16 protein-coding genes and 1 riboswitch are annotated in these 17,127 nt (G+C 73.6%); of the genes, 15 read left to right on the forward strand and 1 reads right to left on the reverse strand.

The features are described from left to right. Window positions 1–109 precede the first annotated feature (109 nt). The 5 genes from KLI87_RS26510 (at window position 110) to whiA (ending at window position 6,042) form a co-directional block, all read left to right on the forward strand. A complete protein-coding gene (locus tag KLI87_RS26510; protein WP_156216890.1) occupies window positions 110–649 on the forward strand; it encodes a Rieske (2Fe-2S) protein in 540 nt (179 codons plus the stop codon). Window positions 650–796: 147 nt separating this feature from the next. After that, entirely contained in the window at window positions 797–2,821 is a 2,025-nt protein-coding gene (uvrC, locus tag KLI87_RS26515; protein WP_214619149.1) for an excinuclease ABC subunit UvrC, read from the forward strand. Beyond that, window positions 2,811–3,689, forward strand: coding sequence for an RNase adapter RapZ (gene rapZ, locus KLI87_RS26520; RefSeq protein ID WP_156216889.1), 879 nt, complete (start codon window positions 2,811–2,813; stop codon window positions 3,687–3,689). Before uvrC ends, rapZ begins: the two co-directional genes overlap by 11 nt. Next, complete coding sequence (locus KLI87_RS41905) at window positions 3,670–5,001, forward strand: 2-phospho-L-lactate transferase CofD family protein (protein ID WP_374225479.1); 1,332 nt, start codon at window positions 3,670–3,672, stop codon at window positions 4,999–5,001. Before rapZ ends, KLI87_RS41905 begins: the two co-directional genes overlap by 20 nt. A 60-nt stretch (window positions 5,002–5,061) precedes the next feature. Further along, window positions 5,062–6,042 carry a DNA-binding protein WhiA gene (whiA, locus tag KLI87_RS26535; protein ID WP_156216888.1) on the forward strand — a complete coding sequence of 327 codons (981 nt, stop codon included), beginning with the start codon at window positions 5,062–5,064 and terminating at the stop codon, window positions 6,040–6,042. Window positions 6,043–6,063: 21 nt separating this feature from the next. Here whiA and KLI87_RS41640 read toward each other — a convergent pair whose 3' ends face one another. Beyond that, window positions 6,064–7,983, reverse strand: a complete 1,920-nt coding sequence (locus KLI87_RS41640) for a heparinase II/III family protein (protein WP_214619150.1) — start codon at window positions 7,981–7,983, stop codon at window positions 6,064–6,066. A gap of 131 nt (window positions 7,984–8,114) precedes the next feature. Between KLI87_RS41640 and KLI87_RS26545 the strand changes: the two genes are divergently transcribed. From KLI87_RS26545 to glyA, 10 genes are all read left to right on the forward strand, one after another. Continuing rightward, window positions 8,115–8,639, forward strand: a complete 525-nt coding sequence (locus KLI87_RS26545; protein WP_156216886.1) for a sigma-70 family RNA polymerase sigma factor — start codon at window positions 8,115–8,117, stop codon at window positions 8,637–8,639. Further along, window positions 8,636–9,493 carry a hypothetical protein gene (locus KLI87_RS26550; protein WP_214619151.1) on the forward strand — a complete coding sequence of 286 codons (858 nt, stop codon included), beginning with the start codon at window positions 8,636–8,638 and terminating at the stop codon, window positions 9,491–9,493. The genes KLI87_RS26545 and KLI87_RS26550 overlap by 4 nt, the downstream gene beginning before the upstream one ends. A 217-nt stretch (window positions 9,494–9,710) precedes the next feature. Further along, window positions 9,711–10,715: a type I glyceraldehyde-3-phosphate dehydrogenase gene (gene gap / locus KLI87_RS26555; protein ID WP_214619152.1), complete on the forward strand. Its 1,005-nt coding sequence runs from the start codon at window positions 9,711–9,713 to the stop codon at window positions 10,713–10,715. A gap of 97 nt (window positions 10,716–10,812) precedes the next feature. Next, the gene (gene pgk, locus KLI87_RS26560; protein WP_250904288.1) at window positions 10,813–12,045 is read left to right on the forward strand and encodes a phosphoglycerate kinase; all 1,233 of its coding nucleotides are present in this window, start codon (window positions 10,813–10,815) and stop codon (window positions 12,043–12,045) included. A gap of 3 nt (window positions 12,046–12,048) precedes the next feature. Beyond that, on the forward strand, window positions 12,049–12,843 hold the full coding sequence (gene tpiA / locus KLI87_RS26565; protein ID WP_214619153.1) for a triose-phosphate isomerase: 795 nt from the start codon (window positions 12,049–12,051) through the stop codon (window positions 12,841–12,843). Window positions 12,844–13,074: 231 nt separating this feature from the next. Beyond that, complete coding sequence (gene secG / locus KLI87_RS26570; RefSeq protein ID WP_214619154.1) at window positions 13,075–13,317, forward strand: preprotein translocase subunit SecG; 243 nt, start codon at window positions 13,075–13,077, stop codon at window positions 13,315–13,317. 81 nt (window positions 13,318–13,398) lie between these two features. Continuing rightward, entirely contained in the window at window positions 13,399–13,773 is a 375-nt protein-coding gene (locus tag KLI87_RS26575) for an RNA polymerase-binding protein RbpA (RefSeq protein WP_214619155.1), read from the forward strand. Between the two features lie 339 nt (window positions 13,774–14,112). Continuing rightward, window positions 14,113–14,604, forward strand: a complete 492-nt coding sequence (locus KLI87_RS26580; protein WP_156216882.1) for an Lrp/AsnC family transcriptional regulator — start codon at window positions 14,113–14,115, stop codon at window positions 14,602–14,604. A 109-nt stretch (window positions 14,605–14,713) separates the two neighbouring features. Next, complete coding sequence (locus tag KLI87_RS26585) at window positions 14,714–15,664, forward strand: DMT family transporter (RefSeq protein ID WP_214619156.1); 951 nt, start codon at window positions 14,714–14,716, stop codon at window positions 15,662–15,664. A 33-nt stretch (window positions 15,665–15,697) separates the two neighbouring features. Then, window positions 15,698–15,784, forward strand: a riboswitch (ZMP/ZTP riboswitch). Between the two features lie 56 nt (window positions 15,785–15,840). Continuing rightward, window positions 15,841–17,112 (forward strand): serine hydroxymethyltransferase, encoded by a 1,272-nt coding sequence (glyA, locus tag KLI87_RS26590; protein ID WP_214619157.1) that lies wholly within the window; start codon window positions 15,841–15,843, stop codon window positions 17,110–17,112. Window positions 17,113–17,127 lie beyond the last annotated feature (15 nt).

Genomic DNA, 17,127 nt, shown 5'->3' on the forward strand with positions numbered 1-17,127 from the left:
GACGCGTCGGAGATCATTGGGCTCGGTTCGGATTGAACCCTCGGTGGCGCGCGTCCGTGCTCCCGGTGACAGCAGGCGACCAGAGTGACGGACCGGAGGGCGAACAGGCATGGCACACGACCCCGCAACGACCACGGACACCGGACGTCCGCCGCACGAGTCACCGGCGGCGTCGGCGGACCTCGCGGCGGGCGGCGCGGCGGGCGCGGCGGGCCCGGCCGGGAACTCCCGCCGGGGGCTGCTCCTCGGCGTCGGCCTCGCGGGCGTCGCCGGGCTGGCGGCGGCGTGCGGCGGCTCGGACGACAAGTCCGACGACGAGGGCTCCGAGGGCGGCTCCGGCGGCGGCTCCGGCGGCGGGGCGGGCAAGGCCCTGGCCTCGACGTCGGAGATCCCCGTGGGCGGCGGGAAGGTCTTCAAGGACGAGAAGGTCGTGGTGTGCCAGCCCACCGCGGGCCAGTTCAAGGCGTTCACGGCGGTCTGCCCGCACCGCAGGTGCACGGTCGGGTCGGTGTCGGGCGGCACGATCAACTGCCCCTGCCACGGCAGCAAGTTCAAGATCGCCGACGGCTCGGTCGCGAACCCGCCCGCGCAGGAGCCGCTGAAGGAGAAGACGATCACCGTGCAGGGCGGCAAGGTCATCCTCTCCTGACCGCCGCCCCACCGGCGCGGGCGCCCGCACCCTCGCGGCGCCCGTGCTCAGGGGCGGGCCCCGCGGGGTCCCGCGACGCCCGGCCGCGCGGGCCGCGCGGGCTCGGCGGCGACCGGTGTGTCGGTGGCGGCCACTAGGCTTTTCAGCGTGGCAGATCCGGCGACCTACCGACCCGCTCCGGGCTCCATCCCGGAGTCGCCCGGCGTGTACCGATTCCGTGACGAGCACGGCCGGGTCATCTACGTGGGGAAGGCCAAGAGCCTGCGCTCGCGGCTGAACTCCTACTTCGCCGACTTCTCCTCGCTGCACCCCCGCACCCAGACGATGGTGCGGACGGCGGCCAAGGTCGACTGGACGGTGGTCGGCACCGAGGTCGAGGCGCTCCAGCTGGAGTACTCCTGGATCAAGGAGTTCGACCCCCGGTTCAACGTCCGTTACCGCGACGACAAGTCGTATCCGTATCTCGCGGTCACCCTCAACGAGGAGTTCCCGAGGGTGATGGTGATGCGCGGAGCCAAGAAGAAGGGCGTGCGCTACTTCGGCCCGTACTCCCACGCGTGGGCGATCCGGGAGACGGTCGACCAGCTGCTGCGCGTGTTCCCCGTCCGGACGTGCAGCGCCGGGGTGTTCAAGCGGCAGCACCAGCTCGACCGGCCCTGCCTGCTCGGCTACATCGGCAAGTGCTCGGCGCCGTGCGTGGGCCGCGTCTCGCCCGCCGAGCACCGCATGCTCGCCGAGGACTTCGGCGACTTCATGGCGGGCCACACCGCCCGCTTCATCCGGCGCCTCGAACGCGACATGCGGGAGGCGGCCGCGTCGCAGGAGTACGAGCGCGCCGCCCGGCTCCGCGACGACATCCGCGCGCTGGAGCGCGCCCTGGAGCGGCAGGCGGTCGTCCTCGCCGACTCCACCGACTGCGACATGATCGCCTTCGCCGAGGACGAGCTGGAGGCGGCCGTCCAGGTCTTCTACGTGCGCGGCGGCCGGATCCGCGGCCAGCGCGGCTGGGTCGTCGACAAGGTCGAGGACGTCACCACCGCCGACCTCGTCGAGCACTTCCTGATCCAGGTCTACAGCGAGAGCGACTCGGTGCCGCGCGAGGTCCTCGTCCCCGCGCAGCCGCCTGAGGAGGCCGCGATGACCGAGCTGCTCAGCGAGCAGCGCGGCGGGCCGGTCCGGCTGCGCGTCCCGCAGCGCGGCGACAAGAAGACCCTGCTGGAGACCGTCGCCCGCAACGCGCACGAGGCGCTCAAGCAGCACAAGACCCGCCGCGCGTCCGACCTGACCACCCGCAGCCGCGCGCTCCAGGAGATCCAGGAGGCGCTGGAGCTGGACGACGCCCCGCTGCGCGTCGAGTGCTACGACGTCTCCAACCTCCAGGGCACCAACGTGGTCGCCTCGATGGTCGTGTTCGAGGACGGCCTGGCCCGCAAGAGCGAGTACCGCCGGTTCACGATCAAGGCGGTCGAGGGGCAGGACGACGTCCGCTCGATCCACGAGGTGATCACCCGCCGGTTCCGCCGCTACCTCGCCGAGAGCGAGCGGACCGGCGAGCTGGACAGCCTCGGCGACCCCGACGACGAGGGCGCCCACCAGCCGATCGACCCCGAGACCGGGCGCCCCCGCAAGTTCGCCTACCCGCCGAACCTGGTGATCGTGGACGGCGGCCCGCCGCAGGTCGCCGCCGCGCAGCGTGCCCTGGACGAGCTCGGCGTCGACGACATCGCCGTCTGCGGGATCGCCAAGCGGCTGGAGGAGCTGTGGCTGCCCGGCGACGCCGACCCGGTGATCCTGCCGCGCAACAGCGAGGGCATGTTCCTCGTCCAGCGGATCCGCGACGAGGCGCACCGGTTCGCGATCACCTTCCACCGGCAGCGGCGCTCCAAGGCCATGACCGTGAGCGAACTCGATAACGTTCCGGGTCTGGGCCCTGCGCGCAGGGCGGCGCTGCTGAAACACTTCGGATCGCTGAAGCGTCTGAAGGAGGCCACGCCCGAGCAGGTGGCCGAGGTCCCGGGCATCGGCCCGCGCAGCGCGGAGGGCATCGTCGCCGCGCTGAACGGCGGGCCCGGAGCCGGCGGGGGCGGCACGAGCGGCCGATCCGGCGGCGGCCCGGGCGGGGCCGGCGCGGACGGCGACGGGGAACACAGGGGGAAGCGGCATGACGAGTGAGACGAACGTCCCGGACATCGTGATCGTGACCGGGATGTCGGGGGCGGGCCGGAGCACGGCGGCGAAGTCGCTGGAGGACCTCGACTGGTTCGTGGTCGACAACCTGCCGCCGGGGCTGCTGGCCACGATGGCCGACCTCGGCGGCCGGGTGCGCGACGCGGTGCCCCGCATCGCGGTCGTCGTGGACGTGCGGAGCCGCGCGTTCACCGAGGACCTGCACTCCTCGATCGCCGAGCTGGAGGCGCGCGGCGTCCACCCGCGCGTGGTGTTCCTGGAGGCGGGCGACGCCGACCTGGTGCGCCGGTTCGAGAGCGTCCGCCGCCCGCACCCGCTCCAGGGCGACGGCCGCCTGGTCGAGGGGATCGCCCGCGAGCGCGAGCTGGTCCGCGAGGTCCGCGCCGAGGCCGACCTGGTGATCGACACCAGCGGGCTGAACGTGCACGAGCTGCGCAACAAGATCATCGGTTTCTTCGGCAACGACACCGGCGAGTCCAGCCTGCGCGCGACCGTGGTGTCGTTCGGCTACAAGTACGGCCTGCCCGTCGACGCCGACCTCGTCGTCGACTGCCGCTTCCTGCCGAACCCGCACTGGGTGCCGGAGCTGCGCCCGAAGACCGGCCGCGACGCCGCCGTCCGCGACTACGTGCTGGGCCAGCGCGGCGCCAAGGAGTTCCTGGACGCCTACTCCGAGGTGCTGCGGCTGCTCGCCGACGGCTACGAGCGTGAGGGCAAGCACTACGTGACGCTGGCCGTGGGCTGTACCGGGGGCAAACACCGTAGTGTGGCCATGGCGGAACAGATCACCGCCCGGCTGCGGGACGAGGGCATCGAGGTGCAGGTCGCCCATCGTGACCTCGGCCGCGAGTGAGACCCCCGCCGGGGAGCCCGTCCGGGAACCGGCCCGGGTCGCGGACGGAGAGAGAAACGGCACGGTGAAGCCCCTCGGCCCGAAGGTCGTCGCGCTCGGCGGCGGCCACGGCCTGTACGCCTCGTTGTCGGCGCTGCGCCGCGTCACCGACCGGCTGACCGCGGTGGTCACGGTCGCCGACGACGGCGGCTCCAGCGGACGGCTGCGCCGCGAGCTCGGCGTCCTGCCGCCCGGCGACCTGCGCATGGCGCTGGCCGCGCTGTGCGGCGACGACGAATGGGGCCAGACCTGGCGGGACGTGGTCCAGCACCGCTTCCGCAGCGAGGGCGACCTCCAGGGCCACGCCGTCGGCAACCTGCTGATCGTCGCCCTGTGGGAACTCCTGGGCGGCGCCTCGACCGGAGCGGCCGCCGACCTCCTGCTCGGCGCCCTGCCCGGCGGCGCCGCCGGCGCCCCGTCCGGCACCGCGCCGCAGGGCGCGCCCGGCGGTGCCCCGAACAGCGCTCCGACCAGCGCGCCGACCAGCGCGCACGGCGGCCTGGCGGAGGGGCCGTCCAGCGGTGAGGCGGGCGATTCACCCGGCGGCTCACCCGGGGGCGTGCCCGGCGCCGTGGCGGGCGGCCCGCGCGGCGGCGAGCCCGCCGGCGCCGGGGTGCCAGGGGGGCCCGCCTGGGGGGCGCCCTCCGGGTCCACGGTCGCGGGGCTGGACTGGGTGGGGCGGCTGCTCGGCGCGCACGGCCGGGTGCTGCCGATGGCGGCGGTCCCGATGGACATCGTCGCCGAGGTGCGGGGGGCCGACCCGTCCCGTCCGGACGAGGTGACGCGGGTGAAGGGGCAGGTGGCGTGCGCGAAGACGCCGGGCAGCGTGCTCGGGGTGTCGCTGGTGCCCGCCGACCCGCCCGCCTGCCCCGAGGCGCTCGCCGCCGTCGAGGACGCCGACTGGATCGTGTTCGGGCCCGGTTCGTGGTTCACCAGCGTCCTGCCGCATCTGAAGGTGCCCGCGCTCGCCCGCGCGCTCACCTCCTCCCGCGCCCGCCGCGTCGTCGCCCTGAACCTGGCGCCGCAGCCCGGCGAGACCGACGACTTCTCCCCGCAGGCCCACCTGGAGGTCCTCCAGGCGCACGCGCCCGATCTGAGCGTCGACGTCGTGATCGCCGACGAGGGCGTCGTGGAGGACCCGGGCGCCCTGGAGAAGGCCGTCCGGCGGCTCGGCGGGCGGCTGGTGCTCGCCGGGGTCGCCGCCGACGACGGTTCCCCACGTCATGATCCGGCCCGTCTGGCCCAAGCCTTCGTACAGATATTCAGTGAGTGACGTCCGGTCGGGCCGTCATCGGCGAGACTGCTGGAAGTCAGATAGGGGGAGGGTTCATCTATGGCGATGACCGGTGTGGTCAAGGACGAGCTGAGCCGGCTCACGGTGCTCAAGCCGTGCTGCCGCAAGGCCGAGGTCTCGACGCTGCTGCGGTTCGCGGGGGGTCTGCACCTGGTCAGCGGGCGCATCGTGATCGAGGCCGAGATCGACACCGGGGTGGCGGCGCGGCGGCTGATCAAGGACGTCGCCGAGGTGTTCGGGCACACCTCGGAGGTGGTGGTGCTCGCGCCGAGCGGGCTGCGCAAGGGCAACCGGTACGTGGTCCGGGTGTTCCGCGACGGTGAGTCCCTCGCGCGGCAGACCGGGCTCATCGACAACAACGGGCGGCCCGTCCGGGGCCTGCCCCGGCACGTGGTCGCGGGCGCCGCGTGCGACGCCGAGTCGGCCTGGCGGGGGGCCTTCCTCGCGCACGGGTCGCTCACCGAGCCGGGCCGGTCGATGTCGCTGGAGGTGACCTGCCCCGGCCCGGAGGCGGCGCTGGCGCTGGTCGGCGCCGCCCGCCGGCTGAAGATCCACGCCAAGGCGCGCGAGGTCCGCGGCGTCGACCGGGTCGTCGTCCGCGACGGCGACGCGATCAGCGCGCTGCTCACCCGGCTCGGCGCCCACGACAGCGTGCTGGCGTGGGAGGAGCGGCGGATGCGCCGCGAGGTGCGGGCCACCGCCAACCGGCTCGCCAACTTCGACGACGCCAACCTGCGCCGCTCGGCGCGCGCCGCCGTCGCGGCCGGCGCCCGGGTCGCCCGCGCGCTGGAGATCCTCGGCGACGACGCGCCCGAGCACCTGGTGAACGCCGGACGGCTGCGGCTGGAGCACAAGCAGGCGTCGCTGGAGGAGCTCGGCCAGCTCGCCGACCCGCCGCTCACCAAGGACGCCATCGCCGGCCGGATCAGGCGGCTGCTCGCGATGGCCGACAAGCGGGCCGGTGACCAGGGCATCCCCGGCACCGAGGCGAACCTCACCGCCGACATGCTCGCCCCCTGAGCCGCGCGGCGGCCGCCGGGGTCAGGGGAGCCGGCGCAGCGTCCCGTCCGGGGCGGCCTCGGCGGTGAGCCGGCGGCCGGAGAACCGCGCCTCGACGCGCAGCCCGCCGCCGGGCAGCGCGGCGGTCCGCACCTGCGGGCGCTCCTCGCCGCGGACGGGCGCGATCAGCGTCAGCATCCGCACCTTCAGCCCCTCCGCGGGGAAGGACACCACCGGCGCGGGGAGGGTCTTGCGCGGGGCCGGGACCATCCACCCCTGGGGGGGCTTGAGGCTGCCCCGGGTGATCCGGGCGGGCAGCGGCGCCGTCCCGGGCAGCGGGATCTGCAAAAAGTGCACGCGGACCTTGCCCGCCGCCGCGACCGCGCCCGTCCCGTCCGGGACGGCGGTGAACCCGGCCGGCAGGTGCCAGAGCTGCTCCACGGGGACGGACGCGGCGGACGCGGCGTCGTCCAGCACCAGCAGGGCGTCGGGGTCGGAGGCGGCGAGCACCGAGCGGGACCGGGTCGTCCCGGCGAAGGCGGTGTCGGTGAACCGGAACGTGTCGGCGCCGCGCAGGAACCGGTGCGCGGTCAGCTCCGTCGCGGCCTTCGGGTCGAACTCCGCGCCCCGCACGACGAGCGCGCTGTGCGCGTCGGGCGAGCGCAGCCAGGTGTTCCACTGCGGGTCGCTGTAGCCGATGTGCCCGCTCGGGACGATGATGTCGCGGCCGAGCGCGTGGAAGGTCAGCGCCATGTGGTCGTTCTGGCCGTGCGCGTACCGGCCGGGCCCGAACCGCGCGGTGTAGGACATCTCGTCGGCGAACCTCCGGCCCTGCCTGCCCCACCCGGAGCGTCCCATGACGTATCCGGCCTGGTAGACGCGGGCCCGCTCGCGCGGCGGCGTGCCCTTGGCGCCGCCGGTGGCGACGTACCTGAGCGGGCCGTTCCCCAGCGCGCTGATGTCGGACGCCCTGGCCGCGTAGGACTCGCCGATCTGGAGCTGGTCCCCGGCGGGCGTCGTCTGGAACGCGATGAACTCGTCCATCCTGCGGTGCCGGTCGAGCAGCTCGCGCGGGGCGGGGCGCCCGCACTGGCGCATCACCGCGAACGCCAGCCGCCACCGGCCCCGGTTGTAGACGGAGTAGTGCGTGGACTGCTCGTTGTTGGCGCCCTCCTCGTCGATGGCGGGGCGCGCTCCGCCGGGCGGGGCGAGCATCGAGTCCAGCAGTCGGCGCTGACCGGTGTCGATGAGGTCGGTGCGCCCGATCCCGCAGCCCGCCGTCATCAAGATCATGGACTCGTCGGTGCCGTGGTTCCAGGGGCCGGAGTAGTGCCTCGGGTCGGCGAGCCACTCGGCGTGCCTGGCGATCGCCTCGTCCAGCCAGCGCCCGGACCGGTACCGGCGCAGGCAGACCAGCGTCGCCAGCCGGAACTTGGTGCCCTCGGAGATCGACTCGCGCCGGTGCTCGTCGAAGCGCTCCGGTCCGGCGTTGTCGGCGAGCCAGTCCCGGGCGATCCCGGCGGCGAGGTCCAGGTCGGACGGGTCGCGCGTCCGCTCGTACTCCTTGATCGCGCCGCCGAGCCATTCGAGGGAGTGCAGCCAGAGCTGCCACGTCCGGTCGTTGAAGGGGTCCAGGCCCCAGTCGACGTCGGTGCCGGTGGCGACCCGCGTCGCGGCCGACCCGGGGATCCTGAACCGGCCGGCGCGGACCTCAGCCGCCGGATTCAGCCCGTCCAGGCCGTTGAAGCCGAGGCACTTCGCCCTGCTCCCGCTGCCCGCGTGGGCGCTCACGCCGCCCTCGGGGCCGCCCGGTGAGGCCGGCCCGAACGGCGCCGACCCGGTCGACCCGCTGCACGCCGTGACCAGCGCCGACAGCGCCACCGCCGCCGCGAACCCGCCCGCGGCCCTGCCCGCGGCGGTGCCCCCGGCGCGGCGCGACTTTCCTGAAGATCGTTTGTGCACGGGTCAGAGACACATCACTTCCGGCGGTGGTTGACGGCCGCCGGTGACGGGATGGTGAACGCTGGGCGACGTTACGGAACGTGCGGCGTCCCCTGTCATCCGTACCCCCGTCCGGGTGTCCTAACGGTGTGATGTCCGTTGAAGATCTTGGCCACCGCGAGGCGGTGACCCTGTCCGGTTCCGTGCTGGAGGAGCTGTTCGCGGCCCACTACCCGCGGCTCGTGGGGCTCGCCGGCCTGCTGGGCGCGGACGACCCGGAGGACGTGGCGCAGGAGGCCTTCGCCCGCCTCCAGGGGCGCGGCGGGGCGCTGCGGCGTCCCGAGACCGCCCCCGCCTACCTGCGCGCCACCGTCTGCAACCTGACCCGCAACCGGCGGCGGCACCTGCGCCTGGTCCGGCTCCGGCAGCCCCCGCCGCCCGAGCCGGCCGCCGCCGCCGAGCTGGTGGTGCTCGACCGGGAGGGCCACCGCGAGCTGATCGTCGCGCTGGACGGCCTGTCGCGCAGGCAGCGCGAGGCCCTCGTCCTGCGGTACTGGCTCGACCTCACCGACCAGGAGGTGGCCGAGGCGATGGACGTCTCGGCCGGCTCCGCCAAGACCCACATCAGGCGCGGCATCGCCGCCCTGCAACGCGCCCTGGGAGGTGCACCGGAATGACGGAAGGCGGGAAGAGGGACATCGAGGAGGCGCTGCGGGAGGCGCTGCGCGTCCAGGGCGAGTCGTACTCGGTGAGCCCCGACGCATGGGAGCGCGTGCGAAACCGCGCCGGCCGCGGCGCGGGCGGGAGCCGCCGGGGCGGTAGGCGCCGGCTGGCCGGACCCGTCCTCGCCGCGTCCGCCGTCGCCTGCACGGCCGTCGCCGTCACGCTGGTGCCCTCGCACCTGCCCGGCGGCGGTGGCGGGAGCGGCCGGGACCACCGCGCCGGCCCGCTCGCCCCGGGGAGCGCGAACCCGCCCCCGCGGCTGCCCGCCCAACCGGAGGCCGCCGCGACGCTGGCCGAACTGTGCGCCGGCGCCACCCCTCCGCAGGAGCGGGGGCGGGCGCTGCGGAAGCTCGGCGCGCTGCGTGATCCCGGTAGGCCGAACCGGTGGTTCGTCGTGGCGGAGCAGGCATCGGGGAACATCCAGATCCAGGCCCTGAGCGAGGCCGGGCGCCGGATGACCTGCGTTCCCTACACCCGGGTCGCTCCCCGGGGCTGGAACTCCTTCGTCGGCTACTCCGGCGAACGCGGGGCCGGAGAGGCGTCCTGGGTGGGGTTCGCCAGGGTGCCGGTCGCCTCCTTCGAGGCCGTCTACGACGACGGCACCCGCATGCGGTTCGCGTGCGGAGGCGGCGGCCAGGGCGAGGCCGCCTGCGGCCGGGTCGCGGTGGGCCGCCGCGGAGCCGTGACGATCTTCGCGACCGCGCCGCGCGTGTACCGCCCGCGGCGCGAGGGGGAGCGGGTCACCGGTGTGTTCAACCTTCTGAACTCCGCCGGAAAGGTGGTCGGGCGCTACCAGTTCGCCCGCTGACCCGGCCACGGGCCGGCCCGCCCCTCCGGCGGGGGCGGGCCCGGCCGTGACCGCCCACGTGAGCCGGGCCGCCGCCCCCCGTGACTTCCTTCTCGACCGGTGTCGGGCTACTCGCGGGTCATTGGATAGGGTCGAGAGCACGGGGGAAGGCCCCGGTCCGACGCTGGAGGACGGCCCGGTCACACCGGGTGAGACGACGTATGAGGAGAGCCGTTCCGTGACCATCCGAGTAGGCATCAACGGGTTCGGCCGGATCGGCCGCAACTTCTACCGCGCCGTGAAGGCGAGCGGAGCCGACATCGAGATCGTGGCGGTCAACGACCTGACCGACAACGCCACCCTCGCGCAGCTGCTCAAGTACGACAGCATCCTCGGCCGCTTCCCCGAGGACGTGCACGCCACCGAGGACGAGATCGTCGTCGGCGGCAAGTCGATCAAGGCGTTCGAGGAGCGCGACCCGGCCAACCTCAAGTGGGGCGACGTCGGCGTCGACATCGTGGTGGAGTCCACCGGGTTCTTCACCGACGCCGCCAAGGCCAAGGTGCACGCCGACAACGGCGCCAAGAAGGTGATCATCTCCGCCCCGGCCAAGAACGAGGACCTCACCGTCGTGCTCGGCGTCAACGAGGACCGCTATGACCCGGCCGCGCACACGGTGATCTCCAACGCGTCCTGCACGACCAACTGCCTGGCGCCGCTGGCCAAGGTGCTGCACGACAGCTTCGTCATCGAGAAGGGCCTGATGACGACGATCCACGCCTACACCCAGGACCAGAACCTCCAGGACGCCCCGCACAAGGACCTGCGCCGCGCCCGCGCCGCCGCGATCAACGTCGTGCCCGCCTCCAGCGGCGCCGCCGTCGCCATCGGCCTGGTGCTGCCCGAGCTGAACGGCAAGCTCGACGGCTTCGCGATGCGCGTCCCGGTGCCGACCGGCTCGGCGACCGACCTCACCGCCACCCTGTCCCGCGAGGTCACGGTGGACGAGGTCAACGCCGCGTTCAAGGCCGCCGCCGAGGGCCCGCTCAAGGGCTACCTGACCTACACCGAGGACCCGATCGTCTCCAGCGACATCGTCACCGACCCGTCGTCGTGCATCTACGACTCCGGGCTGACCCGGGTCATCGGCGACCAGGTCAAGGTCGTCGGCTGGTACGACAACGAGTGGGGCTACTCCAACCGCCTCGTCGACCTCGTCAAGCTCGTCGGCTCGCAGCTCTGACCCGCCGCCGGCGCCGTGCCATCTGACCGCGCCGTGGCCGCGCCCCCCCGGGCGGCAGGCCACGGCGCGGCCGTATCCGGAAGGACAACGCATCCCGATGCGCACCATTGACGATCTCGACGTCGCCGGACGGCGGGTGCTCGTCCGCTCGGACCTGAACGTCCCGCTGGAGGACGGCCGGATCACCGACGACGGGCGGATCAGGGCGAGCCTGCCGACGATCGAGGCGCTGCGGGCCAGGGGCGCCAGGGTCGTCGTCTGCGCCCACCTCGGCCGTCCCAAGGGACAGGTGAGGCCCGAGCTGTCGCTGGCGCCCGTCGCGGCCAGGCTCGGCGAGCTGCTCGGCGCGGACGTGGCGTTCGCCGCCGACGTCGCCGGGGAGTCCGCCGCCGCCACCGTCGCCGGCCTCGCCGACGGCGGCGTCGCGCTGCTGGAGAACCTGCGCTTCGAGCCGGGCGAGACCAGCAAGGACGACACCGAGCGCGGCGCGTTCGCCGACCGCCTCGCGGGCCTCGCCGACCTCTACGTCGGTGACGGGTTCGGGGCCGTGCACCGCAAGCACGCCAGTGTCTACGACGTCCCGGCGCGGCTCCCGCACGCCGCCGGCGGGCTGATCGCCACCGAGGTCGGGGTGCTGCGGCGGCTCACCGAGGACGTCGAGCGCCCCTACGCGGTCGTCCTCGGCGGCTCGAAGGTGTCCGACAAGCTCGGCGTGATCGACAACCTGCTCGGCAAGGCCGACCGCATCCTGATCGGCGGCGGGATGGTGTTCACCTTCCTCAAGGCGCAGGGCCACGAGGTCGGCAGGAGCCTGCTGGAGGAGGAGCAGCTCGACACGGTCCGCGAATACCTGCGGCGCGCCGAGGAGACGGGCGTGGAGTTCGTCCTGCCCGTCGACATCGTGGCCGCGACCGCGTTCGCGGCCGACGCCGAGCACGCGGTGGTCCCGGCCGACGCGATCCCCGCCGACCGGCTCGGCCTCGACATCGGCCCCGAGTCCGGCAAGCTGTTCGCGTCCCGCCTCGCCGGCACGCGGACCGTGTTCTGGAACGGCCCCATGGGCGTGTTCGAGATGGAGCCCTACGCGCACGGCACCCGCGCCGTCGCCCAGGGCCTCATCGACTCCGCCGCGGACCCTGGTGGGGGGACGACCCCCCACACCCCCCGGAACGGCGCGTTCACCGTGGTCGGCGGCGGCGACTCCGCCGCCGCCGTCCGGCGCCTCGGCTTCGACGAGGGCGCCTTCTCCCACATCTCGACCGGCGGCGGCGCCAGCCTCGAATACCTCGAAGGCAGGACGCTGCCCGGCCTGCAGGCCCTGGAGGACTGACCGATGGCCCCCGTGACCCCTTCCCGCAAGCCGCTGATGGCCGGCAACTGGAAGATGAACAAGAACCACCTGGACGCGATCCTGCTCGTCCAGAAGATGGCGTTCGCGCTCAAGGAGGCCGACCACGACGCCGTGGACGTCGTCGTGCTCCCGCCGTTCACCGACCTGCGCTCGGTCCAGACGCTGATCGAGGCCGACCGCCTCGCGATCGGGTACGGCGCGCAGGACGTCTCCCAGCACGCCTCCGGCGCCTACACCGGCGAGATCGCCGCGTCGATGCTGGCCAAGCTCGGCTGCTCCTACGTCACCGTCGGGCACTCCGAGCGCCGCCAGTACCACGGCGAGGACGACGCGCTCGTCAACGCCAAGGCCAGGGCCGCCCTCGCCGCCGACATCACGCCGATCGTGTGCGTGGGGGAGGGGCTGGAAGTCCGCAAGGCCGGCGAGCACGTCCCGCACGTCCTGACGCAGGTGGACGGCGCGCTCGACAAGCTCACCGCCGAGCAGGTGCGGCGCAGCGTGATCGCCTACGAGCCCGTCTGGGCGATCGGCACCGGCGAGACCGCCACCCCGAAGGACGCGCAGGAGGTCTGCGGCGCCATCAGGACGCGAATCGCCGAACTCTACGAGGGCGGAGTGGCCGATCAGGCGCGTATCCTGTACGGCGGCTCGGTGAAGGGCGGGAACATCGCCGGGATCATGGCGCAGCCGGACGTCGACGGCGCTTTGGTCGGTGGTGCCAGCCTGGACCCGGGGGAGTTCGTCAAGATCTGCCGGTACCGTGATCTCCCCGTCTGATCAAACTGATCAATTCGGTATCACATGGGGGTTCTTGCCGTACCAGGGGAGACTTCGTCGTACCCTTCGTACCGGACGGGTAAACCGTCCGGCTCGACCCTCCGCCCGCCAGCACCGAACGTGAACACGAGCACGACCGAACGACAGGTAGAACCTGAACCACAGGCAAGGTCCTGAACGACAGACGAGCCCGCTCCCGGCGGGACCGGCCAGAGAAGGCGTTGAAGAACTGTGATCATCGCATCGTCCATCGTGCTCATCGTCACGAGCCTGCTGATGGTGGTCCTCGTCCTGATGCACAAGGGCAAGGGTGGTGGCCTGTCCGACATGTTCGGCGGCGGGATCAACTCGTCCCTGGGCGGGTCGTCGGTCGTGGAGCGCAACCTCGACCGCCTGACCGTCGGCGTCGGTGTGCTCTGGTTCGCCTCGATCGTGGTGCTCGGGCTGCTGTTCAAGCACAAGGGCGTCGGCTGAGCCGCCTGAACCATACGTACGAGCGCCGCGCCGCCCTCGGAGGTCACGGGCGGCATCGGCAGAATGAGCGAGGAGTAGTCCGTGGGTAGTGGCAACGCGATTCGGGGCAGCCGTGTCGGGGCCGGTCCGATGGGAGAGGCGGAGCGCGGCGACGCCGCCCCCCGCGTCTGGGTGACCTTCTACTGCGCCAACCGGCACGAGACCCGCCCCAGTTTCGCGACCGACGTCGCGGTCCCCGAGACCTGGGACTGCCCGCGCTGCGGGTTCCCCGCCGGCCAGGACTCGGAGAACCCGCCTGCGCCGCCGAAGACCGAGCCGTACAAGACGCACCTGGCCTACGTGAAGGAGCGGCGCAGCGACGAGGACGGCGAGGCCATCCTTGAGGAGGCGCTCGCCAAGCTCCGCCAGAAGCGCGCCGCCGTCAAGCGGGCGCTGGAGGCCGCGGGCCGCAGTTGATCCGTGTTCATGAAGTCCCGGCCCACGCCCCTCGCCTGACGGCTCGGGGCGTGACCGTTCCTTCGGCGAGTGCGGCACCGCTTCGCGATCTTCCCGGTGGGGCCCGCCTTCGGCGTCGCCCCACCGGTCGGCCACCGCACTCGCGCGACGGCTGAGGCCGCCGCGGAACGACCCAGGCGCATGGCCCCCTCCCGGGGTCATGCGCTTTCTCATGCCCGCACCTTCTCCGCGCCCCGGGTGGGCCTGCTTCGCCATGGGCGAATAATCTTCGGAGGACGGGGTGCCGGGGCGCGTTCCCCGCGCGGGAGTTCGGCGCCCCCCGACCGGGAGGGATTCTCGATGGACGCGGTGGACCAGGCGATCCTGCGGCGGCTGCAGCGCGACGGGCGCCAGACGAACCGCGAGCTGGCCGAGGCGGTCGGGATCGCCCCCTCGACCGCGCTGGAGCGCACGCGGGCGCTGCGGGCCCGGGGGGTCATCACCGGCTTCCACGCGGTGGCCGACCTGGAGCGGCTCGACCGCAGCGTCCAGGCGCTGATCTCGATCCGGATCCGGCCGCAGTCGCGGGAGGCGATCGAGTCGGCCCGCGACACCATGGCCTCGCTGCCCGAGTCGGTCGGGGTGTACGTGGTGACGGGCAACGAGGACCTGCTGGTGCACGTGGCGGTCCCGAGCACCGCGTACCTGCGCGATTTCGTCCTCGACCGGCTGGCGCGCCGCAAGGAGTTCGTGGACGTCCGCACGACGGTGGTGTTCGAGTACGTCCAGCCCGTCGAGCAGTCCGAACTTCCGCGCTCCGAGCGCCGGGACCGCCGAACGTCCTACAGTTGATCTTCATGCCCGGGTCGCCCGAGCGAACGGATGACGGCCCCGGGGAGGCCGGCCGAAGGAATGGCGGCTAAAGGACCGAGGCGCCGCACGTCCTCCTAGCGTCGAGGGCATGAACCGACGGAACAACTCGTCCGGGGTGCTGCTGGTGCTCGCCGCGGGCGTCCTCTGGGGAACGGTGGGTCCCGCGCAGGTGCTCGCGGAGCCGTCCGCGAGCCCCGTCGCCGTCGGAGGAGCGCGGATCATCACGGGCGGGCTCGTCCTCGCCGCCGTGGTGCTCGCGACGAACCCGCGGTCGTTCCTGACGCTGCGCCGCCCGGCGTGGCCGCCGATCCTCGCCGCCGCGACCGCGACCGGCACCTTCCAGGCGTCGTTCTTCGGCGCGGTCGACCGCACCGGCGCCGCCGTCGCGACCGCCGTCGTGTTCGGGCTGGCGCCCGTCTCGACCGGGCTGTGCGAGCGGCTCGTCCTCGGCACGGGGCTCAGCCGCCGCTGGTGGGCCGGGACGGCCTGCGCCGTCGGCGGCGTCGGCCTGCTGACGGTCCCCGGGTCGTCCGCAGACGCCGATCTGGGAGGCATCGCGCTCGGGCTGGCCGGCGGGACGTGCTTCGGCGTCTACACCGTCTCGGCCAAGACGCTGACCGGGCGGGACGTGGGCATGACCGCGGCGGTCTCGGTCACTTTGCTCGCCGGCGGCTCGGCCCTGCTGCCCTGGACGCTCGCCGGGCTGCCCGCGCTCGCCGACCCCCGCCCGCTGGCCCTGGTCGGCTGGCTCGGGATCGCCACCACCGCCGCCGCGTACATGTTCTTCGTCACCGGCCTCGTCCGGGTGAGCGCCGCGACCGCCGGGACGCTCAGCCTGGCCGAGCCGCTGGTCGCCACCGGCCTCGCGATCGCGGTGCTCGGCGAGCGGATGGCGGCGCCGGTCGCGGCGGGCTCGCTGCTCCTGCTCGGCGGCCTGATCGTCGTCTCCTGGCCCGACCGCGCGCCTCCCGGCGAGGAGCACGGGGAGCCCTCCGGGCGGGACGGGTCCGCCGAGCGCGACGGGATCGGGGCGCGTTGACGGTCTGGGACGGCGGCGGGCCGGCGGCTATGATGGCGCCCACGCGACTGGCGCAGTCAAGGTGGAGACGACCACCGGGGAGCGAAAGCGGTCCGCACACCGCGCGCCTGGGTGTACGGGTCCCCGTTCGTCGGGGCCGTACGACGCGTCCCGGCGTGAGCAGCGCGGAGGCTGTCATGCACGAACCCGCCATCCCCCACCTGCGCGACGGCGATCCGGAGATCGCCGGACTGGTCGAGGCGGAGGCCCGCCGCCAGTTCGAGAAGATCCGGCTGATCGCCTCGGAGAACTACGTCTCGCCCGCCGTGCTGGAGGCCACCGGCTCCGTCCTGACCAACAAGTACTCCGAGGGGTACGCCGGGCGGCGCTACTACGAGGGCCAGCAGAACATCGACCCGGTCGAGCTGCTGGCGATCGACCGGGCGAAGGCGCTGTTCGGCGCCGAGCACGCCAACGTCCAGCCGTACTCGGGCTCGCCCGCCAACCTCGCCGTGTACCTGGCGTTCCTGGAGCCGGGCGACACGGTGATGGGGCTGTCGCTGCCGATGGGCGGCCACCTCACCCACGGGTGGACGGTGTCGGCGACCGGCAAGTGGTTCCGTCCGGTCCGCTACGAGGTCCGCGCCGACACCGGGCGGGTCGACATGGACCAGGTACGCGACCTCGCCCTCCATGAGCGCCCGAAGGTCATCTGGTGCGGCGGCACCGCGATCCCGCGCACGATCGACTTCCCGGCCTTCGCCGAGATCGCGCGCGAGGTCGGCGCGGTGCTGGTCGCCGACGTCGCCCACATCGCCGGGCTGATCGCGGGCGGCGCGCACCCGTCCCCGGTGGGCCACGCCGAGGTGGTCACCACGACCACGCACAAGACCCTGCGCGGCCCGCGCGGCGCGATGATCCTGTCGACCGGCGAGCACGCCAAAGCGATCGACCGGGCCGTCTTCCCCGGATTGCAGGGCGGCCCGCACGACCACACCACCGCCGCGATCGCCGTGGCCCTGAAGGAGGCCGCGGCACCGGAGTTCGCCCGCTACGCCCGGCAGATCGTCGCGAACGCCAGGGCGCTGGCCGCGGCGCTGCTGGAACGCGGCTACGACCTGGTCTCCGGCGGCACCGACAACCACCTCGTCCTGATCGACCTCACGAACAAGGGCGTCCCCGGCAAGCCCGCCGCGCAGGCGCTCGACCGGGCCGGCATCGAGCTGAACTACAACGCCGTCCCGTTCGACCCGCGCACGCCGTTCGACCCGTCCGGGCTGCGGCTCGGCACCGCGGCGATCACCACCCGCGGGCTGACCGAGGAGCGGATGCCGCAGATCGCGGGCTGGATCGACGAGGCCGTCCAGGCCGCCGCCAAGCAGGACGAGGCGGCCCTCGGACGGGTCGCGGGCCAGGTCCGCGACATGCTCGCCGCCCACCCGATGCCCGGCTGGGCGCCCACCCCCTGATCGAGCGGCGGGGCC

Origin of the sequence: Actinomadura sp. NEAU-AAG7, assembly GCF_018603865.1 — a bacterium.
Classification (GTDB): domain Bacteria; phylum Actinomycetota; class Actinomycetes; order Streptosporangiales; family Streptosporangiaceae; genus Spirillospora; species Spirillospora litoris.